This window comes from Nocardioides sp. (assembly GCF_035429765.1).
Classification (GTDB): Bacteria; Actinomycetota; Actinomycetes; order Propionibacteriales; family Nocardioidaceae; genus Nocardioides.
Genome location: NZ_DAOMFK010000024.1, coordinates 1 through 26,596 on the forward strand (window position 1 = coordinate 1; position 26,596 = coordinate 26,596).

A 26,596-nucleotide genomic window follows, 5' to 3' on the forward strand; every position below is an offset into this window, starting at 1 on the left:
GAGCCGGCGGCTTCCGTCCTCCTCGACCTCGGCAGGGACCGGCTCGGTGTCGGCGGCCAGGTAGCGGCCCAACCGGTCGGCGAGCGCCGCGCAGTCCTCGGGCACGCCGCTGACCACGAGGGTGAGCTCCCCGTGCCGGGCGCGGAAGCCCGACGCGTCGTCGCTCAGGTCCGCGACCAGCGGCAGCGGCAGCGGCTGCGCGGGGTCGCGCCAGGGCGGCTGCTGCTCGAAGATGCCCACGGCCCGTCGGGCCGACACCATCGAGCGGGTGAGCTTCTGGGCGAACTCGAAGAACGTCTGGATCGGGCCGATCATGAACAGCCCGTAGCCGAGGAAGCTGATGAGCTGGCCGACGGTGAGGTCGCCGTCCTGCACCTCCTGGGTGCCGAGCCAGACCAGCAGCACGAGGAAGCCGCCCGAGAGGAGCACCCCGATCGACTCGATCACGGCCTGCCACACCCCGGCGGCCACTCCTGCCTGGCGGGCCAGCTGCGACTGCGTCGCGTAGTTCCGCCCGAACGTGCGCTCGCCGCCGATGCCGCGCAGGATCCGCAGTCCCGCGACGATGTCTGTGGCCAGCGAGGTGAGCTCGGCGTTGCGGCTGCGCTCCAGGGCCTGCCGGCGGTGCAGCGGCCGCAGGAGCGGGAGCGCCACGCCCACCAGCACCGGCGCGGCCACCAGCACCAGGATCCCCAGGGTGAGGGACGTGTGGAGGACGATCGCCGCCACGATCAGGTAGGCGACCAGCTGGGCCCCGGCCCGGGCGAGGATCTCGGTGAGCGCGCCGAACTCGTCGGAGTCGCTGGAGGCGACGCTGAGCACCTCTCCGGTGGGGGTACGCCGGGGCAGCACGTGCCCCATCTGGACGGTCTTGCGGGTCACCAGCAGCACCGTCCCGTAGATGCCGATCAGCCAGCTGCGGACCACCAGGGTGTGCATGGCGATGCCGAAGGCGGCGCCGACGAGGGTCACCAGGAGCAGCAGCCCGGCCCAGTAGAGCGTCTGGGAGACCGAGCCGGGCAGGATCCCCTCGTCGACGGCGCGGCCGAACAGCCACGGGCCGACGGTGAGCGGCAGCTGCCAGAGGACGCCGACGACGGTCGCGGCGAGGATCACCTCGGGCTGGCGCAGCAGCAGCCAGCGCAGGAACGCGCCGGGGCTGCGGACGTCCGGGTCGTCGGCGCCGTTCCCCGCGCCACGCGAGAAGGCGGTGATCCGGGGTGGGTAGTCGCGCATGACTGTTCGACCCTAGCCAAGGGCGCGCGCCAGCCGCGACCCGGTTTACCCCGTCAGGGGAGCACCCGCAGGGCCGACGGGGAGATCCGCACGCAGACGTCCTCGCCCTCGGCCAGCCACGGCGGAGGCTCCCCGTGGACGTTGGCGACCTGGGCGTCCACCACGAGCCCGTCGTGCTCGACCGACACCAGCGTGTGGGCCCCCTGGAACGTCATCCGCCGCACCCGGCCGGCCAGCACGTTGCCGTCGTCGGGGGCGGCCGCGGCCGGCCCCGGCAGCCGCAGCTCGACCCGCTCGGGCCGGACCATCACGGTCACCGTCCGTCCGGCCGCCACGTCCGCGGGTGCGGTCAGCAGGTCCTGTCCGGCCACGCGGCAGCGGACCCCTTCGTCAGAGGCCGATACCACCTCGGCCTGCCACAGGGTGGCGCTGCCGAGGAAGGACGCGACGTAGGGGGTGGCGGGCGCGGCGTACACCTCGCTGGGGGTGCCCACCTGCTCGACCCGGCCGTCGACGATGACGGCCAGCCGGTCCGACATCGTGAGTGCCTCCTCCTGGTCGTGGGTGACGTAGACGAACGTCGTGCGGACCCGCTGGTGCAGCGCTCGCAGGTCCCGCTGGAGCTGCTTGCGCAGCCGGGCGTCCAGCGCCCCGAGCGGCTCGTCGAGCAGCAGCACCCGTGGGCGCAGCACCAGGGCCCGGGCGAGCGCGACCCGCTGCTGCTGGCCGCCGGAGAGCTGGTGCGGCTTGCGCGAGGCCAGCGCCCCCATCTCGACCAGGTCCAGGGCCTCCCCGATCCTGGCCGCGGCCGCGGCCTTGTCGACCTCGGCGTAGCGCAGCCCGAAACCCACGTTGTCCCGGACGGTCAGGAAGGGGAAGAGCGCGTAGGACTGGAACACGGTGTTCACCGGCCGCCGGTGGGCGGAGACCCGGGTGAGGTCCTCGCCGTCCACCACCACCCGGCCCTCGTCCGGCTCCTCGAAACCGGCGATCATGCGCAGCGTCGTGGTCTTTCCGCAGCCGGACTCCCCGAGCAGCGAGAAGAACTCCCCGGCGCGGATCTCCAGGTCCAGCCCGTCGACGGCACGCACGTCGTCGTACCTCTTGACCAGCCCCTGCAGGCTGACCGCTCCTGCCGTCACGCCCCGGCCACCGCGTCGGCGAGGGTCTCGACGTTGGCCAGGAAGCGGTCCACGTCCTCGTCGGTGTGCTGCACCGAGATCAGCCACTGCTCGATCTTGCCCCACGGCGGCAGGAACACCCCGCCGTTGTGCTGCACCAGCCAGTGCGCGTGGCCGAGGTCGTCGTCGACCTCGAGGAAGTCGCGGTAGTCGCGGATCGGGTCGGCCCGGAAGGCGATGCACCCCTTGGCACCCGCGGTGACCACGTGCCAGGGCAGGTCGTGGGCGGCGATGACCTCCTCGATCCCGGTGGCCAGCCGGTGCCGGAGGTGCTCGAGGTGGGCGTACGCCGCGTCCGTGGCCACATCGGTCAGCATGGCACGAGCCGCAGCCATGGCGAGCGGGTTGCCGTTGAACGTGCCGACCTGCTCGTAGGTGCCGTCGGCGATCAGCCCCATCACCTCTGCGGTGCCGCCGAGCGCGGCGGTGGAGATCCCCCCGCCGATCGCCTTGGCCAGGCACACCAGGTCGGGGGTGACGCCGGACAGCCCGGTCACCCCGCCCGGGCCCACCGTGAGCCCGGTCTTCACCTCGTCGAAGGCGAGCAGCACGCCGTGCGCGTGGAGCAGCGTGCGCAGGCCGGCCAGGTAGCCGGGCTCGGGATGGATCACCCCGGCGTTCATCATCAGCGGCTCGAGGATCATGCCGGCGATCTCCCCCGGCCGGGCGGCCAGCACCCGCTCGACGGCGGCCAGGTCGTTGAAGGGCACGACGTCCACCAGGCCCACCACCGCAGCGGGGATCCCGGCCTGGGACGCCACCGAGCGAGGGGCCTCGGCCGGCCCCATCTCGTCGGGGTCCGGCATCACCGAGACCTGCACCGAGTCGTGGTGGCCGTGGTAGCAGCCCTCGACCTTGAGGATCCGGTCGCGCCCGGTCGCGGCCCGCATCAGGTGCACCGCGTCCATCGTCGCCTCGGTGCCGGAGTTCGCGAACCGCCACAGCGGCAGGCCCCACCGGCGGGCCAGCTCGTCCGCGACGACCACCGCGTCCTCGGTCGGCTGCGCGAAGTGGGTCCCGCGGCCGACCCGGTCCCGGACCGCCGCGACGATCGCGGGGTGCGCGTGCCCGGCGAGCCCCACGCCGTACCCGCCGTGGAAGTCGGAGTACTCCGTCCCGTCGACGTCGAAGATCCGCGAGCCCGCCCCGTGGCTGATCCACACCGCCTGGGGCTCGGCGATCTGCCAGCTCGACGTGGCGCCGCCGGCCAGCACCGACCGGGACCGCTCGACCAGCTCCCGGGAGCGTGGCTGGCGGGCCAGGAACCGCGCGGACTCCTTGGCGATGAAGGCCGCGAGGCCGGCGGCCGGGCCGGCGTCGGTTGCGGTCACGGGTGACTCCCCTCCCGGGCTGACTGACTGTTCAGTCTGGAACCTCCACGGTAGCCCCCGCGCGGGTCGGCGGGAAGGACCGGGCGCGCCCTTCACCCGGGAACCCGACCATTGACTGACCGTTCAGTCTGTGCCACCGTGGCGGCCCAGGACGTGCACACGCAGGCGACCCGTGGAGGCGCGATGGCTGCGCGGAGGCCGGGCCCGGGACGGGTGTCCCTCACCCGGCGCGGCCTCCTGCGTACGACGCTCGCGGCCGGGGCGGCCGGGCCGCTGCTGTCGGCCTGCGGGGACCAGCTGTACACGACCGGAGAGCTGCAGATCGCCAGCCCCGACGCCCCGGTCCGCTGGCCGGTGCACCCGGACACCCCGATGATCGAGTCCGGCCTCGAGCCCCAGCCCGGCAGCGTGCTCCGGCTCTACAACTACGCCGACTACCTCAGCCCGCGCGTGCTCAAGGACTTCACCCAGGAGTACGGCGTCGAGATCTCGCTGGCGACGTTCAACGACACCGACGAGGCGCTGACCAAGATCGCGGCGGGCGGCCTCCACTACGACGTCTACTTCCCCTCCTACGACCAGATCGGCCGGATGGTGGCCGCGCGCCTGGTGCTCCCGCTGAACCACGACTACCTCCCGAACATCGCCAACTGCTGGCCGCAGTTCCAAGACCCCTGGTACGACCTGGGCTGGCAGTACTCGGTGCCGTACACGACCTACACCACCGGCATCGGCTGGAACACCGAGCTGGTGCCCGACGACATCGCCGCCCTGCCGAACCCCTACGACGCGCTGTGGGACCCGGCTTACCGGGGCCGGGCGGCGATCATCGACGACTGGCACACCGCGATGGCGTTCCCGCTGCTGCGGCACGGCATCCACGACGTCAACACCGGGAACGCGGCCGCGCTGGAGCTGCTGCGCCACGACCTGCTCGCGCTCAACGAGACCTCCGAGCCGCGGGTGACGATCACCATGTACAACGACCTGCCGGCCGGCCAGATCGGCATCGCCCAGATGTGGAGCGGCGACATCGTGAACGCCGTCTACTACCTGCCGAAGGGGACCACGCCGGACGTCCTGCGCTACTGGGTCCCCGAGGACGGCAGCGGCCTGGTCGACAACGACCTGATGATGGTGCTCTCGGGCGGCAAGAACCCGGTGGCGGCGCACTACTTCCTGAACTACCTGCTCGACGAGGGCGTCGCGCAGAAGAACTTCGGCTACACGGGCTACCAGCCGCCACAGAACGCGATCAAGCCTCAGCTGCTGGTGGCCGACGGGTACCTCCCGGAGAACCTCCGCACCGCCGCGGTGCTGCCGCGCTACTTCGACACCGGCGCACGTCTGCTGGAGCTGCCGATCACCGTCGACGGCCGCTGGCACGAGATCTGGCAGGAGTTCAAGGCCGGTGGCTGACCCGTCCCGAACCCGACGCCCGCGCGCCCTGTGGCCGCTGCTGGCCGCCCCCGGCACGATCTGGCTGCTGGCGCTGCTGGTCGTGCCGATGTACGTGGTCCTGGCGATCCTCTTCGGCCAGATCGACCCGGTGCTACGGCGTCCCGTGCCGGTGTGGAACCCCGTGGAGTGGAACCTCATCCAGTTCCGCTTCGTGCTCGAGCACATCGTGGGTGAGCAGGGCTACTTCGGCCCGGCCCTGGTCCGCACCGCTGTGTACGTCGGCGTCGCCAGCGTGCTGTGCCTGCTGATCGCCTACCCGGTGGCCTACTTCACCGCCCGCGTCGTCACCCGGGGCCGGGGCCTGCTGCTCGCGGCGCTGATCGCCCCGTTCTGGATCTCCTACATGATGCGGATGCTCGCCTGGATCAACCTCCTGCAGAACGACGGCCTGGTGAACCGGCTGATCACGCTGAACGGCCTGTGGGACACCCGGGTGGACTGGCTGAGCGGCCACGCCACGACGGTGGTCCTCGGCCTGGCCTACGGCTACGTGCCGTACATGATCCTGCCGCTGTACGCCGGGCTGGACCGGATCCCCACCTCGATGCTGGAGGCGGCCCGGGACCTGGGCGCGACCCGCTTCCAGACCTGGCGGCGGGTGACCTGGCCGATGTCGCGGGTGGCGGTGATCGCGTCGGTGATCCTGACCTGTCTGCCGATGCTGGGCGACTACTTCACCGCCGACCTGCTCTCCGGCAGTCCCGACACCTCGATGGTCGGCAACCTGATCAACACCTCGGTGCTGACGCCGGGGCAGACCGGGCAGGCGGCGGCGTTCGTGCTGCTGGTGCTGCTGGTGTCGCTGTTCCCGATGTGGATCTACGTCCGGGTCACCCGCGAGGGAGAGGAGACCCGCACATGAGCGCCGTACGGAAGGCACCCTTCCTGGCCGCGGTGACCGGGCTCTACCTGGTCTGGTCGCTCGTGCCGGTCCTCATCGCGGTGGTCTTCTCCTTCAACGACGGGCGCTCCCGGACCGAGTGGCAGGGCTTCTCGATGCGCTGGTACCTCAGCGACCCGCTCCGCTCGGTGCTGCACGACGACAGCCTGCACACCGCGCTGGTGCACACCTTCCGGCTGGGGCTGCTGGTCACGCTCCTCACCGTGCCGCTCGGGACGCTGATGGCGCTGGGCCTGGACCGCTGGCGCGGCCGCGTGCCGGCGGGGGCGAACTTCCTGGTGCTGCTGTCGTTCGTGCTGCCGGAGGTGCTGCTCGCGGTCAGCCTGCTGTTCGTCGCCACGACCGTGAACAACGTGGTCAGCACCCCGGTGCGGCTGGGCACCCTGGGCCAGGTCCTCGGCCTGGTCACCTTCCAGCTCTCCTACCCGGTGATCATCGTCCGCGCCCGGCTGCTCACGATCGGGCCGCAGTACGAGGAGGCCGCGGTCGACCTCGGGGCGTCGCCGCTGGGCGCCGTACGACGGGTGCTGCTGCCGCTGGCCGCGCCGGCGATCCTCGCCTCGGCGGTGCTGGTGTTCGCCGACGTGATCGACGACTTCGTGATCGTGCGCTACCTCTCCGGGGGCGCGAGCACCGAGCCGGTCTCGGTGAAGATCTACAACACCGCCCGAGCGGCCCCGACCCCCGCGCTCAACGCGGTGGCGACGCTGGTCCTGCTGGCCTCGCTGGTGGCGGTGACGCTGGGCTGGCTGGCCTACCGGTGGCTGACCCGTGGGGAGAGCCGCGACACGGCCGGGATCGACGTCTTCGCCGGCGAGGCGTGAGCCGTCGGGTCAGTCGCGCGCCGCTACGTCGGCGAGCAGCCGGGCGAGCTCGGCCGGGCGGCTGAACATCGGCCAGTGCCCCGAGTCGAGGTCGACCAGCTCGACGCGGGCGGCCCGGGCGAGCTCGGGCAGCTCCCCGGCGTCGATCCACTCCTGGGCCTGGGCGGGGGTGAACTCCGGGCACACCAGCACGACGGGGACGTCGTAGCGGCGTTCGTCGGCCAGGTGCACCACGCCTCTGGTCACCTGCTCGGGCACAGCCAGCGCCGCCGCGGCGACCCGGCGCCGCGTCTCCTCGTCCAGGTCGTCGGAGTCCGGCCCGGCGAACGGCTCCCAGCCGGGGAACGGCATCGCGCCGTCCACGGTCTCGAAGAGGTCGGCGTAGGGCTCACCGTCAGCGGCGGGGAAGCCCCCGACGAGCACCACCGAGCCCACCTTCTCGGGCCGAGCGTCGGCAGCCAGCCACGCGAGGCTGGAGGCCGCGGAGTGGCCGACCACCATCGGGCGGCCCTCGGCGGCGTCGACGGCCGCCACCACCGCGGCGACCTGGTCGGCCAGGGTGGCCGAGGCGGCTCCGTCCCCCTGCCCGGGCAGCGTGACCGGACGTGGGTGGTGGCCGAGGTCCTCCAGGACGGGGGTCACCTCGGCCCAGGCGGACGCGTCGAGCCAGAGGCCGGCGACCAGCACGATGTCCATCACGTCTCCTCCGTTCGGGCGGTCGCGCTCGGCGTACCGCCGGTGCTCCCACTCCTGGTTGAGGAGGATACGGAGGTGGTGCCGGAGCCGGAAGGTCCGCGTGGGGGTGGGGACGCGTCGGTTGCCCCGCCCGCAGTGGCAGGAGGGGCCGGTGAGGCCGGTGTGAGCGCCGTTCAGGCCCCGGCAGCCGCCATCGCCGGGATCACCGTCGCGCCGGTGGCGGGCGTCAGCCAGACCGTCGTCCCCTCGGCGACCTCCAGGCTGCGGGCCTGGTGCCGGGTCAGCACCACGGCCACGTCCGCGCCGTCCTCGGTGTGCACCACGACGCGCACCTCGAAGCCCACCCGCATCACCCGCTCGACCACGCCCGGCACCCCGCCCGCGAGCACAGGGGTGGTGGAGACCTCGATGTCGTGCGGCCGCAGGCGTACGCCGTTGAGCGTGGTCACCTCGCCCAGGAAGCCCATCACGAAGTCGTTGGCCGGACGGTCGTAGAGCTCGTCGGGGTCGCCGATCTGCTCGACCCTGCCCTCGTTGATGACGACGATCGAGTCGGAGACCTCCATGGCCTCCTCCTGGTCGTGGGTGACGAAGACGGTGGTCACGTGCACCTCGTCGTGGAGGCGCCGCAGCCACTCGCGCAGCTCCTTGCGCACCTTGGCGTCCAGTGCCCCGAACGGCTCGTCGAGCAGCAGCACCGACGGCTCGACGGCCAGCGCCCGGGCCAGTGCCATGCGCTGGCGCTGGCCACCCGAGAGCTGGGAGGGCATCCGGTGGGCGAACTGCGAGAGGTGGACCAGGCCGAGCAGCTCGTCCACCCGGGCGGCCACCTCGGCCTTGGGGCGCTTGCGGATCTCCAGGCCGAAGGCGACGTTCTTGGCCACCGTCATGTGCTTGAAGACGGCGTAGTGCTGGAACACGAAGCCCACGTTGCGCTTCTGGGCCGGCAGTCCGGTGGCGTCGACCCCCTCGATCTCCACCTGGCCCTCGTCGGCGGCGTCCAGACCGGCGATGATGCGCAGCAGCGTGGACTTGCCGCCGCCGGAGGGCCCGAGCAGGGCGGTGAGCTGGCCTGTGGGCAGCGACACCGAGACGTCGTCGAGCGCGACGAAGTCACCGAACCGCTTGGTGACGTTGCGTACCTCGATGCTCATGAGGTGGGCTCCTTGGGTCTGAGAAGTGAGACCACCACGATGCACAGGACCGAGATGGTGGCGAGGATGAAGGACGTGGCGTAGGCCTCGGACTGCTCGAAGTTCTGGTACTTCTGCTCCACGATAAGGGTGGCCGTCTGGGTCTGCCCGGTGAAGTTGCCCGACACGATCTTCACCGCGCCGAACTCGCCGAGGGCCCGACCCAGGGACAGGACGACGCCGTACACGAGGGCCCACTTGATCGACGGGAGTGTGATCCGCCGGAACGTCTGGTAGGCGTTGCCACCCAGGCTGCGGGAGGCCTGCTCCTGGTCGTCGCCGATCTCGGTCAGCGTGGGCACCACCTCCCGGACCACCAGCGGGAGCGCCACGAAGCAGGTGGCCATGATCATGCCGGGCGTGCTGAAGATGATCTGCAGCCCGTTGGCCTCCAGCGCGGGTCCGAACCAGCCGGTGCGGCCGTTGTACACCAGCAGCAGGGCGAGGCCGACCACCACGGGTGAGACCGCGAGGGGGAGGTCGATGAGCGCGGAGAGCATCCGCTTGCCCGGGAACTCGTAACGCACCAGCAGGATCGAGATGGTGACGCCGAAGACGGTGTTGATCACGACGGCTGCCCCGGCGACCTGGGCGGTCATCCACAGGGCGTGCTGCACCTGCGGGTCGGACAGCGTGTCGGCCATGGTGGTGAAGCCGTCGGCGAAGGTCCGCTGCACGATCAGTGCCACCGGCCAGGCGACCAGGAAGAACACGTAGCCGACCGCGACCACGCGCAGCAGCCACTTCAGGGGTGTCGAGAGCTCAACCACGGTGCGCCACCCTCCGCTGGATCACGTCGAGGACCACGATCACGATCAGCGCGACGGCGAGCATGATGGTGGCGACGGCCGCGGCCGCCGCGGTGTTGCCGCCCTCGACGAAGGAGAGCACGCGCACCGAGACCACCTCGGTCTTGAACGGCAGGTTGCCGGAGAGCAGCACCAGCGAGCCGTACTCCGAGATCGCCCGGGCGAAGGACAGCGCGGCGCCCGCGGCGATGGCCGGGACGAGGCTGGGCAGGATGATCCTGCGCACGATCGTCGAGCGGGAGGCGCCGAGCGAGGCGGCGGCCTCCTCGACGTCGTGGTCCAGCTCCTCGAGCACCGGCTGCACGGTGCGCACGATGAAGGGCAGGGTGACGAAGGCGAGCGCCAGGGAGACCGACCTGGAGGTGTTGGCCCACTCGAGCCCGATCGGGCTGTTCGGGCCGTAGAGCGACAGCAGCACCAGGCCGGCGACGATCGTCGGGAGGGCGAACGGGATGTCGATGACGACGTCCAGCAGTCGCTTGCCGACGAACTGGTCGCGCACGAGCACCCAGGCGATGATCGTCCCGATGACGATGTTCAGGCAGGTCACCAGGACCGCCTGCCCGACGGTGAGCTGGATGGCGGCCCTGGTCTGCTCGTTGGTCAGGATCGAGACGTAGGTGTCCCAGCCGCCCCCGGCGGCGGTGACCACGACGGCCGACAGCGGGATGAGCACCAGCAGGCTGAACCACACCAGAGAGACACCCAGGCCCAGCGCCGCCCCGCGGGTCAGGGTGCTGCGGCGACTGCCCGCCCGGCGCCTGGGCGCCGGGCGAGCAGTCGCGGAGACGGAGACCGTCGCCATCAGGACTTCCCTGCCTCCGCCTGGAGCTGGGTGATGATGCCGTCGTTCTCGTCGAAGAACTTCGAGTTGGCGGTGCTCCAGCCATCGAAGTCCTGGTCGATGGTGAGCAGGGTCTCCGGGGCCGGGAACGGGTCGGCCGGGTCGTTGGCCCCCTCCACCTCGGGCAGGTCGACCCCGTCCACGACCGGGCGGAAGCCGAAGCCGGCGTACTCGGCCTGTGCCTCGGGCGTGGTGAGGAAGTCGAGCAGGTCCTTCGCCTTGGCTGCGGAGTCCATGAGCACCGCGGCCGGGTTCTCGATCAGCAGGGTCTGGTCCGGGACCAGGTAGTCGACGTCCGCGCCGCCCTGCCGGGCCAAGATGGCCTCGTTCTCGTAGGACAGCAGCACGTCGCCGTTGCCCTCGGTGAAGGCGGTGGTGGCCTCACGGGCGGACCCGGGGAGCGCGATGGTGTTCTTCAGGAACTTCGTCATGTACTCCTCGGCGTCCGCCTCGGTCCCGCCGTTGGCGATCACGTGGCCCCAGGCGGCGAGCATGTTCCACTTCGCCGACCCGGAGGAGGCGGGGTTGGGCGTGATGATCTCGACTCCCGGCTGGACCAGGTCGTCCCAGGTCTGGATGTTCTTCGGGTTGCCGGGACGGACCACGAAGGCCACCACCGACGAGGTGGCGATGCCCTTCGTCGGAGTGTCCTTCCAGCCCTCGTCCACGAGCCCGGCGTCGACGAGCCTGGTCATGTCGGGCTCGAGCGAGAAGTGCACCAGGTCGGCGTCGAGCCCGCCTTCGACGGCGCGGGACTGGTCGCCGGACGCGCCGTACGACGTCTGGAAGGTGACGTCCTTGCCCGCGTCGGTGGCCTGGAAGTCCTCGAAGACCGGCTTGTTGGCCGCCTCGAGGATCGAGAAGCCGACCACGCTGAGCTGGTCGGCGGAGCCCTCGTCGTCCCCCGACGCCGAGCAGGCGCTCAAGGCCAGCAGCGAGGTCAGCGAGGCGGCCACGGCGGCCTTGAACCCGGTCTTCATGTCGTCTTCTCCTTGCCGCCCCGCGGACGGAGCGTTGGTTCTGTATGTCTCCTAGATTAGTAGAACTAAAGGCGAATGGCGGGCATCTCGTCAAATCCGTCGGCGTGGCGTGCGTCACGCCACGCCGACGCCCAGGTCGGGAGACGCCTTCGGAGAGCACCCGGGCAGGGCTATCGTGGGAGGTCGCAGGCAGTCGCGGTGAGAAGGAAGCAGGCGTGAGGTGACCAAGCAGGTCAAGCAGCTCGATCGCGTGGTCATCAGGTTCGCCGGGGACTCCGGTGACGGGATGCAGCTGACCGGGGACCGGTTCACCCAGCAGACCGCCGCGTTCGGCAACGACCTGTCGACGCTGCCCAACTTCCCGGCCGAGATCCGGGCCCCCCAGGGCACCCTCCCGGGCGTGTCCTCGTTCCAGGTGCACTTCGCCGACCACGACATCCTGACCCCGGGCGACGCCCCCGACGTGCTCGTCGCGATGAACCCGGCCGCGCTGCGCGCCAACCTCGGCGACCTGCCCAAGGGCGCGGTGCTGATCGTCGACACCCACGACTTCACCACGCGCAACCTCGGCAAGGCCGGCTACGCGCAGAACCCTCTGGAGGACGACACCCTCGACGAGTACGCCGTGCACGCCCTGGACCTCACGGGGATGACGGTGGAGGCGGTCAAGGAGTACGGCCTCTCCCGCAAGGACGCCGCCCGGGCCAAGAACATGTTCGCGCTCGGGCTGCTCTCCTGGATGTACGGCCGCCCGGTGCAGACCACGGTGGACTTCCTCAACCGGCGCTTCGGCAAGGTGCCCTACATCCGGGACGCCAACGTCACCGCCTTCCGCAGCGGCTGGAACTTCGGGGAGACCACCGAGTCCTTCGCGGTCTCCTACGAGGTGAAGCCGGCCCGGATGCCGTCGGGCACCTACCGCAACATCACCGGGAACCTGGCCCTCGCCTACGGACTGATCGCCGGCGGGGTCCAGTCCGGCCTCCCGGTGTTCCTCGGCTCCTACCCGATCACGCCCGCCTCGGACATCCTGCACGAGCTCTCCCGGCACAAGGGCTTCGGCGTCACCACGTTCCAGGCCGAGGACGAGATCGCGGGCATCGGCTCGGCGCTGGGCGCCTCGTTCGCCGGGCACCTCGGCGTCACCACGACCTCCGGCCCCGGGCTGGCGCTGAAGTCGGAGACCATCGGCCTCGCGGTGATGATCGAGCTGCCGCTGGTGGTCATCGACGTGCAGCGCGGTGGCCCGTCGACCGGGCTGCCCACCAAGACCGAGCAGGCCGACCTGCTCCAGGCGATGTTCGGGCGCAACGGGGAGGCCCCGGTGCCGATCATCGCTCCGCGCTCCCCCGGCGACTGCTTCGAGGCCGCGCTCGAGGCCGCCCGGATCGCGGTGACCTACCGGACCCCGGTCATCGTGCTCTCCGACGGCTATCTCGCCAACGGGTCGGAGCCCTGGCGGATCCCGGACGTCTCCGAGCTGCCCACCATCGAGCCCGGCTTCGCCACCGGGCCCAACCACGTCGACGAGTCCGGTGCACAGGTCTTCTGGCCCTACCTGCGCGAGGCCGAGACCCTGGCCCGGCCCTGGGCGATCCCCGGGACCCCGGGCCTCGAGCACCGCATCGGGGGCCTCGAGAAGGCCGACGGCGACGGGAACATCTCCTACGACCCGGCCAACCACGACCTGATGGTGCGCACCCGGCAGGCGAAGGTGGACCGGATCGCCGACACCCTGCCGCCGCTCGAGGTCGACGACCCGAGCGAAGCCGCCCGGGTGCTCGTGGTCGGCTGGGGGTCGACGTACGGCCCGATCGGAGCCGCCGTCCGCCTGGCCCGCAACGCGGGGTACGACGTCGCGCAGGCCCACCTGCGGCACCTCAACCCGCTCCCGCACGACCTGGGTGAGATCCTGCACCGCTACGACCGGGTGCTGGTCCCGGAGATGAACCTCGGACAGCTCGCGCTGGTCCTGCGTGCGCGCTACCTGGTGGACGCCACCAGCTACACCCGGGTGCACGGACTGCCGCTGAAGGCCGGTGAGCTGGCCCAGGCCATCAGCGAGCTGGCCGAGGAGACCAAGGCCGGCAAGGAGACCCTCCCGTGAGCCTCACCGAGCTTCCCTTCCCCGGCCTGCACTCCGGGGTCGAGCACGTGCCAACCAGTGACGTCCCGCAGAGCGGGAAGGACTACTCCTCCGACCAGGAGGTGCGCTGGTGCCCCGGGTGCGGCGACTACGCCGTGCTCAAGGCGGTGCAGAACTTCCTTCCGGACCTGGGGCTGCGCCGGGAGAACATCGTGTTCGTCTCCGGCATCGGCTGCTCCTCGCGGTTCCCCTACTACCTCGACACCTACGGCATGCACTCGATCCACGGACGCGCTCCCGCGATCGCCACCGGCATCGCCACCTCGCGGGAGGACCTGTCGGTGTGGGTGGTCACCGGGGACGGCGACGCGCTGTCCATCGGCGGGAACCACCTCATCCACGCGCTGCGCCGCAACGTCAACCTGACGATCCTGCTGTTCAACAACCGCATCTACGGGCTCACCAAGGGGCAGTACTCCCCCACCTCGGAGCCGGGCAAGATCACCAAGTCCACCCCGATGGGCTCGGTGGACCACCCGTTCAACCCGGTCGCGCTGGCCCTCGGCGCGGAGGGCACGTTCGTGGCGCGGACCGTCGACTCCGACCGGGCGCACCTGACGTCGGTGCTCACTGCCGCCGCGGCGCACCGGGGCACGTCCTTCGTGGAGATCTACCAGAACTGCCCGATCTTCAACGACGGTGCGTTCGACGACCTGAAGGGCCGCGACACCACGGCCGAGGCGGTGGTCCGACTGGTGCACGGGGAGCCGGTCAGGTTCGGCACCGACGGACGGCTGGGGCTGATCCGCGACCGCCTCACCGGCGGGGTCACGGTGGCAGAGGTCGACGAGGTCGGGGAAGACGCCGTCCTCGTGCACGACGCCCACAGCCCCGACCCGACGACCGCGTTCGCGATCGCCCAGCTCACCGACACCGGCTACCTGCACCGGGCTCCGATCGGCATCTTCCGCCAGGTCGAGCGCCCCACCTACGACGACCTGGCCCGCGCCCAGGTGCGCCAGGCCGAGGAGGAGACGGACGGCGCGCCGGCGGACCGGCTGGCCGCGCTCCTCGGTGGCGGCGACACCTGGACCGTGGACTGACCGGCCGGACGGTCACTGGTAGAAGGTCTTCCAGATCCCCGAGTACGACGTCCCGTAGCGTCCGTAGGCCCGCACCTTCGCCCGCCAGAACCAGGCGCCGTGGCGTGGGGCCTGGATCCGCACCCGGTAGCGGCTGGCGTCGTTGGTGCGCACCTTGGCGTACAGCTTCCAGACGCAGGAGCGGCAGGTGCGCTTCTGCATCAGCACGGTCTTGTTGGCGTGGCCGGGGCTCACCGTGCCCCGGAACACCAGGTGGCCGTGCACGGTGACCACGGTCGAGGTCACCGTGCGGGTGGGCAGGGGCCCGGCCCGCTCGCCGCTCACCGCAGCACTCGGTGAGGCCGCGGCGAGGAGCACGAGCAGGAGCGTCGTGGCGACCGGCATCCTCGGCACAGGGGCCCACCTCCCTCGAACCTGGGGCTCCTCTCGCACCCTATGCTGGCGCGGTGCCGGAATCACGTCGTGGGCTGCTGCTGGGGGTGGCGGCCTACGCGATGTGGGGCGCGTTCCCGCTCTACTGGCCGCTGCTGGAGCCCGCCGGCGCCTTCGAGATCCTCGCCCACCGCGTGGTGTGGTCGTTCGTGGTCATGGGGCTTCTGGTGCTGGGCGTACGTCGGGTCGGGCACCTTCGCGCCATCCTGGCCGACCGTCGCGTCTTCCTCGTGCTGTGTGGGGCCGCGCTGACGGTGAGCGTGAACTGGGTGACCTACATCTGGGCGGTCAACAACGACCACGTGGTGGAGTCCTCCCTGGGGTACTTCATCAACCCCCTGGTCAGCGTGCTGATGGGGATCATGATCCTGGGGGAGCGGCTCCGTGGCCTGCAGTGGGTCGCGGTCGGGGTCGCCCTCGTCGCCGTGGCGGTGCTCGCCGTCGACTACGGCCGGCTGCCCTGGATCGCGCTGATCCTGGCCTTCTCCTTCGGCACCTACGGGCTGGCGAAGAAGATCGCGAACGTGGGGGCGGTCGAGAGCCTGACCCTGGAGACCATGCTGATCGCTCCGTTCGCCCTCACCTACCTGCTCTGGCTCACCGCCCAGGGTCGCTCGCACTTCCTCTCCGAAGGGGTCGGCCACGCGGTCCTGCTGGCGAGCACCGGCGTGGTCACCGCGGTGCCGCTGCTGTGCTTCGGGGCAGCCGCCACCCGGATCCCGCTGGTGACGATCGGGCTCCTGCAGTACCTCGCGCCGGTCTTCCAGTTCGCCCTCGGGGTGCTGTGGTTCCACGAGCCGATGACCCGGGGGCTGTGGGCCGGGTTCGTCCTGGTGTGGATCGCGCTCGCGATCTTCACCACCGAGGCGGTGCTCTACCGCCGTCAGCAGCTGCAGGAGTCCGTGGCCGCCTCCGCGATCTAGCTGCCGGAGCTCGGTCGTACCCAGAGCTCTGGCCATAAGGCCGCCCGCCTGTGGCATGGTGCGCGCGCCCCCACCCCGTCTGCCGCGGGGCTGTTGTCGTCAGGAAGGCCTGATTTGGGGTCCTGAGCGACTACAACCCCGCGGCAGTGGGGGAGGACGACCACGACTGAGTGGGTGGTGAGCTCCAGCCCGGTGCCATGACCGGCCACGTCGACGTCCACCGCCGCGCCACGGTGGCGAGTCCGAGCGGTAGCGTGGGGCCATGGCGACCCGTCTCGACCACGTGAGCCCCCTGTACGGGGCCGACCCACGTCGCGGCGACTTCCGGTAGCGCGGCACCCCCACCCTGCCCGCCCACCCCCTCACCTACGGAGTCGTCTGTTGTCCGAAACCCTCGCTGTTGTCACCACCTGTTGGGGCGTGGTCATGGCGCTCGCCCCGATGCTCCAGATCCGCGTCATCGTGCGGGAGCGGGATGCCAGCGGCACCTCGGTCGGCTGGGTGCTGATCCTGCTCGTGGGCTTCTTCCTCTGGCTCACCTACGGGCTGGTGAACCGGGACCTCCCGATCATCATCACCAACGTGGTGGCGCTCGTCGTGACCGCGATGCTTCTGGTCACCGTGGGTGTCTTCGAGCAGCGTCGCCGCGAGTCCAGCCGCGTCCAGCGGTCCGACCGGAGCTAGGAGCTGCGCACGGCGACGACGTCGGCGAATGCCTCGAGCGCCTGCCGCACCGGTCCGGGCGGCAGCACCGCCAGCAGCGCCTTCGCCCGGGCGGCCTCGCCCACGACGTACTGGCGCGCCTGCTCCATCGCGGGGTGGGCGCGAAGCAGCGCCAGCGCCTCGGCGTGCAACCGGTCGTCGGTGAGGTCGGCGTCCAGCAGCTCCAGCAGCCGGGCATCCCCCGGGTCGGTCGAAGCGCGGGCGATCAGCACGGGCAGGGTCGGCACCCCTTCGCGCAGGTCCGTGCCCGGCGTCTTGCCGGACTCGGTGGACTCCGAGGCGATGTCAAGGATGTCGTCGGAGAGCTGGAACGCCGAGCCGACGATCGTGCCGTACTCGGTGAGCGCCTGCTGCACCTCGGGCGTCGTGCCGCCGAACAACGCTCCGTAGCGCGCCGAGGTGGCGATCAGAGCCCCGGTCTTCCCCGAGACCACGTCGAGGTGGTGCGCCAGCGCGTCCTCGTCGGGTCCGGGAGCCACGGTCTCGAGGATCTGCCCCTCGACGAGCGCGGTGAACGTCTGCGCCTGGATCCGCACCGCCTCGGGTCCCAGGTCGGCGGTGAGCTCGGAGGACTTGGAGAAGAGAAAGTCGCCGGTCAGGATCGCCACGTGGTTGTCCCAGCGGGCGTTCGCCGAGTCCGCGCCGCGCCGCAGTGCCGCCTCGTCCATGACGTCGTCGTGGTAGAGCGAGGCGAGATGGGTGAGCTCGACGACGCAGGCGGCGGTGATGACCTCCGGGGCGTCGGGGTGGCTGCCGGCCTCGGCGGCCAGCAGCACCAGCAGCGGGCGGAAGCGCTTGCCTCCCGCAGACAGCAGGTGCGAGGCCGCCTCCGTGACGAAGCCGGCCCGGCTCCGGGCGTGCTCGACCAGCGCGACCTCCACCCGCGCCATCCGCTCGCGCAGCCGCGCAGCCAGCTCCGGGTCCAGCACTGGCAGGGCCAGGCCGGGCGACGGCTCGGTGGTCACCTGATGAACTCTCCCGCACGACCGGCGAGGTCCAGCACCGGCTGGGGCAGGATGCCGAGCAGGAGCGTCACCCCGAGCGCGAGACCGATGGTCGTCGCGGTCAGCAGGGACGGACGGGTGACCGCCGGCCCCTCTCCCACCGGGTCGCTGAAGTACATCAGCCAGATCACCCGGATGTAGAAGAACGCCGCGATCATGCTCGCGAGCACAGCCACCACGACCACCGGCCAGGCGCCGGCCGAGAGGGCAACCGCGAACACCGCCCACTTGCCCACGAAGCCGGAGGTGAGCGGGATGCCGGCCATCGCCAGCAGGAAGAACGCGAACATCGCGGCCACCACGGGCGCCTCCCGGCCCAGCCCCGCCCAGCGGGACAGCGCCGTCGTCTCGCCACCGGAGTCGCGCACCAGGGTGACCACGGCGAACGCGCCCAGCGTGGCGAAGCCGTAGGTGACCAGGTAGAACAGCACCGCCTGGAGGGAGGTGATCTCCCCCTTCGCCAGCGCGGCGGCGCTCTGCACGCCGAGCACGCCGGTGATGATGAAGCCCGAGTGCGCCACGGAGGAGTACGCGAGCATCCGCTTCACGTCGGTCTGGACGACCGCCAGGACGGCGCCGACCAGCATGGTGAGGATCGCGATCACCCACAGCATCGGCTGCCAGCTCCACCGGTCGGTGCCGAACGCGACGTAGAACAGGCGGAGCATCGCGCCGAACGCCGCCACCTTCGTGCCGGCGGCCATGAACGCGGTGACCGAGGTCGGGGCCCCCTGGTAGACGTCGGGGGTCCACGACTGGAACGGGACCGCGCTGACCTTGAACAGCAGGCCCACCGAGAGCATCCCGAGCCCGATCAGCAGCAGCGTCTGGTTGCCGACGTTGTTGGCCACCGCCTCGCTGATCGAGGCGAGGCTCATCGAGCCGGAGAAGCCGTAGATGAGGGCGACGCCGTAGAGGAAGAACCCGCTGGAGAAGGCGCCCAGCAGGAAGTACTTCAGCGCGGCCTCCTGGCTCAGCAGCCGACGCCGCCGGGCCAGCCCGGAGAGCAGGTAGAGCGGGAGCGACATGACCTCGAGCGCGACGAACATCATGAGCAGGTCGTTGGCGGCCGGGAACAGCATCATCCCGAACACCGAGAACATCAGCAGCGGGTAGACCTCGGTCTGCTCCACACCCATGGTGGAGGCCTGCCGCTCCGCCTCACTCCCGGGGATGGTGCTGGCCCGGCCAGCGAAGTCGGTGAGCCCGCCCTCGAGCCGTCTCTCGGTGAACAGCAGCGCCCCGGCGATCGAGAGGATGAGCAGCAGGCCCCACAGGAAGACCGTCGGTCCGTCCACCGCGATGCTGCCCTCGGTGGTGATGGAGCCGTGGGCGATGCCGTCGAGGTCCTCGAGGTGCAGCGCGACCGTGACCACGCCGGCCAGCGCCGCCACCAGGCCGCCGAGGGTGAGCGTCGCCTGGGCCAGGTAGCGGTTCTCGCGGCCCACGAACGCCTCGACCAGCACCCCGGCGCAGGCCACGCCGAAGACCACCAGCAGCGGCCAGATCTGGGCGTACTCGATGGTGGGCTTGACGAAGTCGTTCACTCCTGGCCTCCCTCGACCGAGCCGGCTGGGACCGGGTCGCTGACCGGCACCACGGACGGCTCGTCGGTGACGCCGACCTCGGCCAGCGTCGACTCCACGTAGGGGTTGATCACGTTGAGCAGCGGCATCGGGAAGAAGCCGAACAGCACCAGGCCGAGCAGCAGCGGCGCGACCACCCCCATCTCGCGCCGCCCGAGGTCCGGCGCGCCCTCGACCGCCACCGGCGTGGGCGTGGGCCCGGTCATCGTGCGCTGGTACATCCACAGCATGTAGATCGCGGCCAGCACGATGGCGGTGACGGCGACGGCGCCGGCCCACCAGGCGTGGTTGAAGGCCGAGATCAGCACGAGCATCTCCGAGACGAACGGCGCGAGCCCGGGCAGCCCGGCACCGGCCAGACCGGCCACCAGGAACACCCCGGCGAGCACCGGCGTGACCTTCTCGATGCCGCGCATCTCGCTGATCAGCGTGGTCCCGCTGCGGCGGATCATGAAGCCGGCGATCAGGAACAGCAGGGCGGTCCCCATGCCGTGGTTGACCATGTAGAGGACCGCGCCGGAGCCGCCCTGGGTGCTGAACACGAAGATGCCCAGCACGATGAAGCCGAAGTGGGACAGCGAGGTGAGGCCGATCAGCCGGAGCACGTCGTCCTGGCCGATGGCGACGAAGGCGCCGTACACGATCGAGACCAGCGCGAGCACGACCACGACGGGCGTGGCCCACTGCGACGCGCCGGGGAACAGGCCCAGGCAGTAGCGCAGCATCCCGAAGGTGCCGATCTTGTCCAGGACGCACACCAGCAGCACGCTGGTGCCGGTGGTGGCCTTCTCGGTGGTGTCGGCCAGCCAGGTGTGCACCGGGAACATCGGCGCCTTGATCGCGAAGGCGACGAAGAACCCGAGGAACAGCCACCGCTCGGTCTGGGTGCCGATGTCCAAGGACTTGAGGTCGGAGAGCAGGTAGGACGGCGTGCCGGCGTCCGAGCTCACGGCGTACAGCCCGATCACCGAGGCCAGCATGACGAGGCCGCCGACCAGCTGGTAGATGAGGAACTTCACGGCCGCCCGGCTGCGGCCGGGCCGGCCGAAGCCGCCGATCAGGAAGTACGCCGGGATCAGCGTCGCCTCGAACACGACGTAGAACAAGAACACGTCCGTGGCGGTGAACACCGCGAGGGACATGGCCTCCAGGGCGAGCACCCAGCCGACGAAGGCATGGGGGCTGCCCTGGTCCGCGTCGGCCCACGAGGCGACCAGCACGATCGGGACGAGCACCACGGTGAGCAGCACCATGAGCAGCCCCAGACCGTCCAGCCCGAGGGCGTAGTGCACCCCCGCGGCGCTGATCCAGGAGTGCTGCTCCTCGAGCTGCATCCCTCCGTCGGTGGCGTAGGACGTCGCCATCACGGCGGCGAGCACGAGCGTGAGGCCGGAGAACGCCAGCCCCACCTGCTTGGGGAGCGCGGACCCGCGAGCGCGAGGAAGGAAGGCGGTCACCACGGCACCCACGAGGGGCACCACGATCAGCAGCGTCAGCCAGGGGAAGTCGTTCATGCCAGGTTCACCGCCAGCAGGGCCGCGACCACCAGCAGGGCGCCGCCGAGTAGGGACAGGGCGTAGGAGCGGACGTAGCCGTTCTGGACCTTGCGCAGGGTCTGGCCCAGGCCGGCCACGGCGAGCGAGCCACCCTCGACCGCACCGTCGACCACGACGTCGTCCATCGTGGTCAGCCCGGTCGCGACGGCGTGGCCGGGCACCACGACCAGGCCGTCGTTGATCGCGTCGCCGTACAGGTCGGCGCGGGCGGCCCGGGTGACGAACGAGACCTCCTGGGGCGCCTCGCGGGGTATCGGGCGCCTGCCGAAGATCATCCAGGCGATGGTGACCCCGACGGCGACGACCGCGAGCGCGATCAGCGAGACCACGATCGGCGGCACCGCGAGCTCCTCGTGGGGAGGCTCACCGACCACGGGGGCGAGGAAGTCCACGATCCAGTCGCCGATCAGCATCACCCCGCCCAGCAGCGAGAGCGCGGCCAGCACCATCAACGGGACCGTCATCACCTTCGGCGACTCGTGGGGGTGGACGCCCTCGGCCCACCGCTTCTCACCGAAGAAGGTCATCAGCATCAGCCGGGTCATGTAGAAGGCGGTGATCCCGGCGCCCAGGAGCGCGAACAGACCCACCACCCAGTTGTCGGCGAGCGCGGTCTCGATGATCTTGTCCTTCGACCAGAACCCGGAGAACGGCGGGATCCCGATGATCGCGAGATAGCCCATCGCGAAGGTGATGAAGGTGACCGGGACGGCCCTGCGCAGGGCGCCGTAGTGCCGCATGTTCACGTCGTCGTCCATCGCGTGCATGACCGAGCCGGCGCCGAGGAACATGTCAGCCTTGAAGAAGCCGTGCATCAGCAGGTGGAAGATCGCCAGCGCGTAGCCGGCCGCGCCGAGCCCGGCAGCCAGCATCATGTAGCCGATCTGGCTCATGGTGGACCCGGCCAGCGCCTTCTTGATGTCGTCCTTGGCGCACCCGAGGATGGCGCCCCACAGGAGCGTGACCACGGCGACGACGACCACCGCGGTCTGGGCGTCGGGGGCCAGCTCGTAGATGAAGTTCGAGCGGGTGACCAGGTAGACCCCGGCGGTCACCATGGTGGCGGCGTGGATCAGCGCCGAGACAGGGGTCGGGCCCTCCATCGCGTCCAGCAGCCAGGCCTGGAGCGGCACCTGGGCGGACTTGCCGCAGGCGGCGAGCAGGAGCAGCAGCCCCAGCGCGGTCAGGGTGTTCTGGGAGGCTTCGCCGGACACCGCCGAGATCGCGACGAAGGAGGTGGTCCCGAAGGTCACGAACATCAGCGCGATCGCCAGACTCAGCCCCATGTCGCCGACCCGGTTCATCACGAAGGCCTTCTTCGCCGCGGCGGCGGCCGACGGGCGGTACTGCCAGAAGCCGATCAGCAGGTACGACGCCAGGCCGACGCCCTCCCAGCCGAGGAAGACGCCCACGTAGTTCTCGGCCAGGACCAGCATCAGCATCGCCGCGACGAAGAGGTTGAGGTAGGCGAAGAAGCGCCTGCGCCGCTCGTCGTGGGCCATGTAGCCGATCGAGTAGATGTGGATCAGCGAGCCGACCCCGGTGATGAGCAGGAGGAACAGCGCGGAGAGCGGGTCGTAGAGCAGGTCCATCCCGACGTCGAGCGTGCCGGCCTGGAACCAGGTGTACAGGTGCTGGCTGATCTCACGGTCCTCGGCGCCACGGCCGAGCAGGCTGATGAAGAGGGTCAGGCTGACCACGAACGAGCCGAGGACGGTGGCGGTGCCCAGCAGGTGGCCCCAGCGGTCGGTGGCTCGGCCACCGAGCAGCAGGATCGCTGCCCCCGCCAGGGGCAGGGCGATGATCAGCCACAGCAGGGTGAACGCGCCGGAGGCCGGGGTCGGGTCGAGCACGGGAACGTGACCAGCGTCGGCCGCGAACACGCTGAGGCTCATGTCTGTGAGATTCACGTCTGGTCCTCTAGTACTTCAGCAGGCTCGCGTCGTCGACCGAGGCCGAGCGCCGGGTCCGGAAGATGGTCATGATGATCGCCAGGCCGATGACGACCTCGGCCGCGGCCACGACCATCACGAAGAACGCGGCGACCTGACCGTCGAGGTTCCCGTGCTGCTTGGCGAACGTCACCAGGGCGAGGTTGCAGGCGTTGAGCATCAGCTCGACGCACATGAACACCACCAGCGCGTTGCGGCGGGTGAGCACGCCCACGCAGCCGATCGTGAACAGGATCGCGGACAGCACGATGTGTTCGGTCACGACGACTCCTCCTCGCCCTGCCCGAGCTGTCGCTGGATCTCCTCGATCTGGTCGGCCATCGCGGGCGCCGAGCGGACGGTGCCGCGGGCGGCCAGCACCCGGGAGACCGAGGACTCGGCCGCCGTGCCGTCGGGCAGCAGGGCCGCGGTGTCCACCGCGTTGTGCCGGGCGAAGACGCCCGGGGGCGGCAGCGGCCCCGGGTGCTTGCCGGAGTCGGCGTAGTCACGCATCCGCTGGGCGGCCAGCGACGACTGGGTGACCTTCGGACTGAGCCGATCGCGGTGGGCGAGCACCATCGCGCCGAGGGCGGCGGTGATGAGCAGCGCCGAGGTCGCCTCGAAGCCGAAGACGTAGCGGGAGAACAAGAGGTCGGCGAGCGCCTGGATGTTGCCGCCCTCGTTGGCGTCGTCCAGACCGACCGCCGCACCGAGGGCCATCTGGGACACCCCGGTGACCAGCAGCACACCGAGCAGCAGGCCGGCGACGACGGCCCACAGCCGCTGGCCGCGGATGGTCTCCACCAGGGAGTCCGAGGCGTCGACGCCGACGAGCATCACCACGAAGAGGAAGAGCATCAAGATGGCGCCGGTGTAGACGATGATCTGCACCGCGAACAGGAAGGGTGCGTCCAAGCCGGCGTACAGCACGGCCAGGCTGAGCATGACCACCGCCAGCAGCAGGGCGGCGTGCACCGCCTTGTGCACGAAGAGGATGCCCAGTGCCGCCAGCACCATGATCGGCGCCAGGATCCAGAAGGCGATCACCGCGCGTCTCCTTCCTGCGTGGTCTCGACCTCGGCCGTGGCACCCGGGAAGCTGCCGCGGTAGTAGTCGGCCTCGTCGTCGCCGAGCCGCATGGGGTGCGGCGGCTGCTCCATGCCCGGCAGCAGCGGTGCGAGGAGGTCCTGCTTCTCGTAGATCAGGTCCTCGCGGGCGTCGTCGGCCAGCTCGTACTCGTTGGTCATCGTCAGGGCCCGCGTCGGGCAGGCCTCGATGCACAGCCCGCACAGGATGCAGCGCAGGTAGTTGATCTGGTAGACGCGGCCGTACCGCTCACCGGGGCTGTAGCGCTCCTCCTCGGTGTTGGAGGCGCCCTCGACGTAGATGGCGTCCGCGGGGCACGCCCACGCGCACAGCTCGCAGCCCACGCACTTCTCCAGCCCGTCGGGCCACCGGTTGAGCTGGTGCCTGCCGTGGAACCGGGGGGCGGTCGGCAGCTTCTCGAACGGGTACTGCTCGGTGACGACCTTGCGGAACATCGTCCGGAAGGTCACCCCGAACCCGGCCACCGGGTCCAAGAACTGCTCCTTGAAGCCGGCCATCAGAGCTCCTCACCGGAGGTCGTCACAGGGGTGGGTACGCCGAAGGAGAGCGGGGCCGCGGCGCCGCGGACGGGCCCGCCGGCCGGCATCGGCGGCACCGGGAAGCCGCCGGCGAACGCGTCGTGCTCCTTCGGCGCCGGGGCGGCGGCCAGGTGCGTGGCCTCCTCGTTCTCTCCGACCAGGAAGAGGACCAGGAAGACCGCGGCAAGCACGCCGGCGCCGATCATCAGCCAGCTGCGGTCGATGCCGCGCTCCAGGCTGAGGGCACGGATCGTGGCGACCGCGAGGATCCACACCAGGGACAGCGGGATCAGCCGCTTCCAGCCGAACGCCATGAACTGGTCGTAGCGCAGCCGGGGCAGCGTCCCGCGCAGCCAGATGAACATGAAGATGAACAGCAGGATCTTGCCGAAGAACCACAGCAGCGGCCAGTAGCCCTCGTCGGCGCCCGGCCACAGGGTGCTGATCGGCCACGGGGCGTGCCAGCCGCCGAGGAACAGGGTGGTGGCGATCGCCGAGACGGTGACCATGTTGATGTACTCGGCCAGGAAGAACATCGCGAACTTCATGCTGGAGTACTCGGTGTGGAAGCCCCCGACCAGCTCGCCCTCGGCCTCGGGCAGGTCGAACGGCGCGCGGTTGGTCTCCCCCACCATCGAGATCACGTAGATGACGAAGGAGGGCGCCAGGACGAGGGCGTACCAGAACTGGCCCTCGCCGTTCTGCGCGGCGACGATCTCCGAGGTCGACATCGAGCCGGCGAACAGGAAGACGGCCACCAGGGCCAGGCCCATCGCGACCTCGTAGGAGATCATCTGGGCGCTGGAGCGCAGCCCCCCGAGCAGGGAGTACGTCGAGCCCGAGGACCATCCGCCGAGCACGATCCCGTAGATGCCGATCGAGGCGATCGCCATCATGAACAGCACCGCCATCGGCAGGTCCGTCAGCTGCAGCGGCGTGGTGATGTCGGTGAAGGGGACGACCACCTCGGGGCCGAACGGGATCACCGCGAAGGTCACGAACGCGGGCACCACGACGATGATCGGCGCCAGCAGGAAGACAGCCCTGTCGGCGTGCCTGGGGGTGAGCTCCTCCTTGAACATCAGCTTGGCGCCGTCGGCCAGGGACTGCAGCAGACCGAAGGGCCCGTTGACGTTGGGGCCGACCCGGTGCTGCATCCGGGCGACCAGGCGGCGCTCGAACCAGATGTTGAACAGCGTCAGCAGCACCAGGACCAGGAAGATCGACACGGCCTTGAGGATGATGATCCACACGTTGTCCTGGCCGAACGCCGACAGCGGCTCGTCGGCCGCGAGCAGGCCGCTGCCGCCCAGGACGGTCGTGGCGGTGGGGGTCACGTGCTCGCTCCCTTCACGGTGACGCGGCTCCCGGGCGAGGCCAGGTCGGCCAGCACCCCGTCGCCGAAGGAGTTGGCGGGCACCCACACCACGCCGTCGGTCATGTCGTCGGCGACGACGGCCGGCAGGGTCACCGAGCCGCGGTCGCCGGTCACGGTCACCCGGTCGTCCCCGAGGGCGGCGAGGTCGGCGGCCGAGAGCCGGGCCACGGCCGGCCGCGCGGTCGCCCGCAGGAAGTCGTCGCCGTCTTGCATCGAACCGAGGTCGAGCATCTGCTTCCAGGTGGCCAGCGCGAAGGTCCCGGCGGCGGCCGGCGGCGCCGCCGGCGCCGGGGGACGTGGGGTGGACGCACGGGTTCCGTCCCAGGGCCCGAGCTGCTCCATCTCCGCCCGCGCCTCCGCGACAGTGCGGAAGCCGAGCGGCGCTCCGAGCTCCTCGGCGATGCCGGCGAGCACGCGCAGGTCCGGCAGCGAGGCGGGGTTGCTGAAGACGGCCTCGAACGGCCGCGGCCGGCCCTCCCAGGTCACGAACGTGCCGGCCTTGTCGGTCACCGGCGCGACCGGGAAGACCACGTCGGCGGCGCGGGTGACGTCGGTCTCCCGCAGCTCCAGCGCCACCACGAACCCGGCCCGCTCGACCGCAGCCCGGGTGGCGGCCGGGTCGGCCGTGTCGTCGGGGTCCACCCCTCCGACGACCAGCCCGCCGATGGTGCCCGCGAGCACGGCCGAGACGATGGCCTCGGTGTCCCGGCCGGCACCCGCGGGCAGCGCCGGCACTCCCCAGGCGGCGGCGACGTCGATCCGTGCGGCCGCGTCGGCGACGGGGCGGCCGCCG

General features: G+C 70.8%; 25 protein-coding genes. 7 read left to right on the forward strand and 18 right to left on the reverse strand.

Annotated features, from left to right (window positions below):
* From PLP61_RS04360 to PLP61_RS04370, 3 genes are all read right to left on the reverse strand, one after another.
* The coding region (locus PLP61_RS04360; protein WP_324500722.1) for an ABC transporter transmembrane domain-containing protein at window positions 1-1,236 on the reverse strand (1,236 nt) is incomplete at its 3' end.
* A 53-nt stretch (window positions 1,237-1,289) separates the two neighbouring features.
* Complete coding sequence (locus PLP61_RS04365; RefSeq protein WP_324500725.1) at window positions 1,290-2,378, reverse strand: ABC transporter ATP-binding protein; 1,089 nt, start codon at window positions 2,376-2,378, stop codon at window positions 1,290-1,292.
* Window positions 2,375-3,748, reverse strand: coding sequence for an aspartate aminotransferase family protein (locus tag PLP61_RS04370; protein WP_324500727.1), 1,374 nt, complete (start codon window positions 3,746-3,748; stop codon window positions 2,375-2,377). Before PLP61_RS04370 ends, PLP61_RS04365 begins: the two co-directional genes overlap by 4 nt.
* A 138-nt stretch (window positions 3,749-3,886) precedes the next feature.
* Here PLP61_RS04370 and PLP61_RS04375 point away from each other — a divergent pair, with 138 nt between their 5' ends.
* The 3 genes from PLP61_RS04375 to PLP61_RS04385 are packed head-to-tail and all read left to right on the forward strand — an operon-like array spanning window position 3,887 to window position 6,934.
* Complete coding sequence (locus PLP61_RS04375) at window positions 3,887-5,167, forward strand: polyamine ABC transporter substrate-binding protein (RefSeq protein WP_324500729.1); 1,281 nt, start codon at window positions 3,887-3,889, stop codon at window positions 5,165-5,167.
* Window positions 5,160-6,071 (forward strand): ABC transporter permease, encoded by a 912-nt coding sequence (locus PLP61_RS04380; protein ID WP_324500731.1) that lies wholly within the window; start codon window positions 5,160-5,162, stop codon window positions 6,069-6,071. The genes PLP61_RS04375 and PLP61_RS04380 overlap by 8 nt, the downstream gene beginning before the upstream one ends.
* Window positions 6,068-6,934, forward strand: a complete 867-nt coding sequence (locus tag PLP61_RS04385; RefSeq protein ID WP_324500733.1) for an ABC transporter permease — start codon at window positions 6,068-6,070, stop codon at window positions 6,932-6,934. Before PLP61_RS04380 ends, PLP61_RS04385 begins: the two co-directional genes overlap by 4 nt.
* Before the next feature lie 9 nt (window positions 6,935-6,943).
* Here the strand turns inward: PLP61_RS04385 and PLP61_RS04390 are convergent, their stop codons facing one another.
* The 5 genes from PLP61_RS04390 to PLP61_RS04410 all read right to left on the reverse strand — a co-directional run bounded on the left by PLP61_RS04390 (window position 6,944) and on the right by PLP61_RS04410 (window position 11,456).
* A complete protein-coding gene (locus PLP61_RS04390) occupies window positions 6,944-7,630 on the reverse strand; it encodes an alpha/beta fold hydrolase (RefSeq protein WP_324500735.1) in 687 nt (228 codons plus the stop codon).
* A 173-nt stretch (window positions 7,631-7,803) separates the two neighbouring features.
* The gene (locus tag PLP61_RS04395) at window positions 7,804-8,784 is read right to left on the reverse strand and encodes a sulfate/molybdate ABC transporter ATP-binding protein (RefSeq protein WP_324500737.1); all 981 of its coding nucleotides are present in this window, start codon (window positions 8,782-8,784) and stop codon (window positions 7,804-7,806) included.
* Window positions 8,781-9,593, reverse strand: a complete 813-nt coding sequence (locus PLP61_RS04400) for a sulfate ABC transporter permease (RefSeq protein ID WP_324500739.1) — start codon at window positions 9,591-9,593, stop codon at window positions 8,781-8,783. Before PLP61_RS04400 ends, PLP61_RS04395 begins: the two co-directional genes overlap by 4 nt.
* Complete coding sequence (gene cysT / locus PLP61_RS04405; RefSeq protein WP_324500741.1) at window positions 9,586-10,437, reverse strand: sulfate ABC transporter permease subunit CysT; 852 nt, start codon at window positions 10,435-10,437, stop codon at window positions 9,586-9,588. Before cysT ends, PLP61_RS04400 begins: the two co-directional genes overlap by 8 nt.
* Window positions 10,437-11,456: a sulfate ABC transporter substrate-binding protein gene (locus tag PLP61_RS04410; protein ID WP_324500743.1), complete on the reverse strand. Its 1,020-nt coding sequence runs from the start codon at window positions 11,454-11,456 to the stop codon at window positions 10,437-10,439. The genes cysT and PLP61_RS04410 overlap by 1 nt, the downstream gene beginning before the upstream one ends.
* A gap of 220 nt (window positions 11,457-11,676) precedes the next feature.
* On the opposite strand from PLP61_RS04410, the gene PLP61_RS04415 reads away from it, so the two are divergent.
* Together PLP61_RS04415 and PLP61_RS04420 are read left to right on the forward strand one after the other, a co-directional pair.
* Window positions 11,677-13,563, forward strand: coding sequence for a 2-oxoacid:acceptor oxidoreductase subunit alpha (locus tag PLP61_RS04415; protein WP_324500745.1), 1,887 nt, complete (start codon window positions 11,677-11,679; stop codon window positions 13,561-13,563).
* Complete coding sequence (locus PLP61_RS04420; RefSeq protein ID WP_502888950.1) at window positions 13,560-14,645, forward strand: 2-oxoacid:ferredoxin oxidoreductase subunit beta; 1,086 nt, start codon at window positions 13,560-13,562, stop codon at window positions 14,643-14,645. The genes PLP61_RS04415 and PLP61_RS04420 overlap by 4 nt, the downstream gene beginning before the upstream one ends.
* 12 nt (window positions 14,646-14,657) lie before the next feature.
* On the opposite strand, the gene PLP61_RS04425 is transcribed toward PLP61_RS04420, so the two are convergent.
* Window positions 14,658-15,038 carry a hypothetical protein gene (locus PLP61_RS04425; RefSeq protein WP_324500747.1) on the reverse strand — a complete coding sequence of 127 codons (381 nt, stop codon included), beginning with the start codon at window positions 15,036-15,038 and terminating at the stop codon, window positions 14,658-14,660.
* A gap of 53 nt (window positions 15,039-15,091) precedes the next feature.
* Here PLP61_RS04425 and rarD point away from each other — a divergent pair, with 53 nt between their 5' ends.
* Both rarD and PLP61_RS04435 read left to right on the forward strand, forming a co-directional pair.
* Window positions 15,092-16,000 (forward strand): EamA family transporter RarD, encoded by a 909-nt coding sequence (rarD, locus tag PLP61_RS04430; RefSeq protein ID WP_324500749.1) that lies wholly within the window; start codon window positions 15,092-15,094, stop codon window positions 15,998-16,000.
* A 381-nt stretch (window positions 16,001-16,381) separates the two neighbouring features.
* Window positions 16,382-16,684: a SemiSWEET family sugar transporter gene (locus PLP61_RS04435; protein WP_324500751.1), complete on the forward strand. Its 303-nt coding sequence runs from the start codon at window positions 16,382-16,384 to the stop codon at window positions 16,682-16,684.
* Here the strand turns inward: PLP61_RS04435 and PLP61_RS04440 are convergent.
* The 9 genes from PLP61_RS04440 to PLP61_RS04480 form a co-directional block, all read right to left on the reverse strand.
* Complete coding sequence (locus PLP61_RS04440; RefSeq protein WP_502888952.1) at window positions 16,681-17,688, reverse strand: polyprenyl synthetase family protein; 1,008 nt, start codon at window positions 17,686-17,688, stop codon at window positions 16,681-16,683. The two genes, PLP61_RS04435 and PLP61_RS04440, sit on opposite strands and share 4 nt — an antisense overlap.
* Complete coding sequence (nuoN, locus tag PLP61_RS04445; protein ID WP_324500753.1) at window positions 17,685-19,274, reverse strand: NADH-quinone oxidoreductase subunit NuoN; 1,590 nt, start codon at window positions 19,272-19,274, stop codon at window positions 17,685-17,687. The genes PLP61_RS04440 and nuoN overlap by 4 nt, the downstream gene beginning before the upstream one ends.
* Window positions 19,271-20,827: an NADH-quinone oxidoreductase subunit M gene (locus tag PLP61_RS04450; RefSeq protein WP_324500755.1), complete on the reverse strand. Its 1,557-nt coding sequence runs from the start codon at window positions 20,825-20,827 to the stop codon at window positions 19,271-19,273. The genes nuoN and PLP61_RS04450 overlap by 4 nt, the downstream gene beginning before the upstream one ends.
* Window positions 20,824-22,764 (reverse strand): NADH-quinone oxidoreductase subunit L, encoded by a 1,941-nt coding sequence (gene nuoL / locus PLP61_RS04455; RefSeq protein WP_324500757.1) that lies wholly within the window; start codon window positions 22,762-22,764, stop codon window positions 20,824-20,826. Before nuoL ends, PLP61_RS04450 begins: the two co-directional genes overlap by 4 nt.
* A gap of 25 nt (window positions 22,765-22,789) precedes the next feature.
* Entirely contained in the window at window positions 22,790-23,083 is a 294-nt protein-coding gene (nuoK, locus tag PLP61_RS04460) for an NADH-quinone oxidoreductase subunit NuoK (protein ID WP_324500760.1), read from the reverse strand.
* Window positions 23,080-23,847: an NADH-quinone oxidoreductase subunit J gene (locus PLP61_RS04465; protein ID WP_324500762.1), complete on the reverse strand. Its 768-nt coding sequence runs from the start codon at window positions 23,845-23,847 to the stop codon at window positions 23,080-23,082. The genes nuoK and PLP61_RS04465 overlap by 4 nt, the downstream gene beginning before the upstream one ends.
* A complete protein-coding gene (gene nuoI / locus PLP61_RS04470) occupies window positions 23,844-24,404 on the reverse strand; it encodes an NADH-quinone oxidoreductase subunit NuoI (RefSeq protein ID WP_324500764.1) in 561 nt (186 codons plus the stop codon). The genes PLP61_RS04465 and nuoI overlap by 4 nt, the downstream gene beginning before the upstream one ends.
* A complete protein-coding gene (nuoH, locus tag PLP61_RS04475) occupies window positions 24,404-25,702 on the reverse strand; it encodes an NADH-quinone oxidoreductase subunit NuoH (protein WP_502888953.1) in 1,299 nt (432 codons plus the stop codon). Before nuoH ends, nuoI begins: the two co-directional genes overlap by 1 nt.
* Window positions 25,703-25,758: 56 nt before the next feature.
* A partial coding sequence (locus PLP61_RS04480) for a molybdopterin dinucleotide binding domain-containing protein (protein ID WP_324500766.1) occupies window positions 25,759-26,596 on the reverse strand: 838 nt, incomplete at its 5' end.

Excerpts from the sequence above, each read along its gene's own strand:
- nuoI (WP_324500764.1), bottom strand. The coding sequence starts at position 24,404 with ATGGCCGGCTTCAAGGAGCAGTTCTTGGACCCGGTGGCCGGGTTCGGG.
- PLP61_RS04410 (WP_324500743.1), bottom strand. The coding sequence starts at position 11,456 with ATGAAGACCGGGTTCAAGGCCGCCGTGGCCGCCTCGCTGACCTCGCTG.
- PLP61_RS04395 (WP_324500737.1), bottom strand. The coding sequence starts at position 8,784 with ATGAGCATCGAGGTACGCAACGTCACCAAGCGGTTCGGTGACTTCGTC.
- nuoL (WP_324500757.1), bottom strand. The coding sequence starts at position 22,764 with ATGAGCCTCAGCGTGTTCGCGGCCGACGCTGGTCACGTTCCCGTGCTC.
- cysT (WP_324500741.1), bottom strand. The coding sequence starts at position 10,437 with ATGGCGACGGTCTCCGTCTCCGCGACTGCTCGCCCGGCGCCCAGGCGC.
- PLP61_RS04450 (WP_324500755.1), bottom strand. The coding sequence starts at position 20,827 with ATGAACGACTTCCCCTGGCTGACGCTGCTGATCGTGGTGCCCCTCGTG.
- PLP61_RS04385 (WP_324500733.1), top strand. The coding sequence starts at position 6,068 with ATGAGCGCCGTACGGAAGGCACCCTTCCTGGCCGCGGTGACCGGGCTC.
- PLP61_RS04390 (WP_324500735.1), bottom strand. The coding sequence starts at position 7,630 with ATGGACATCGTGCTGGTCGCCGGCCTCTGGCTCGACGCGTCCGCCTGG.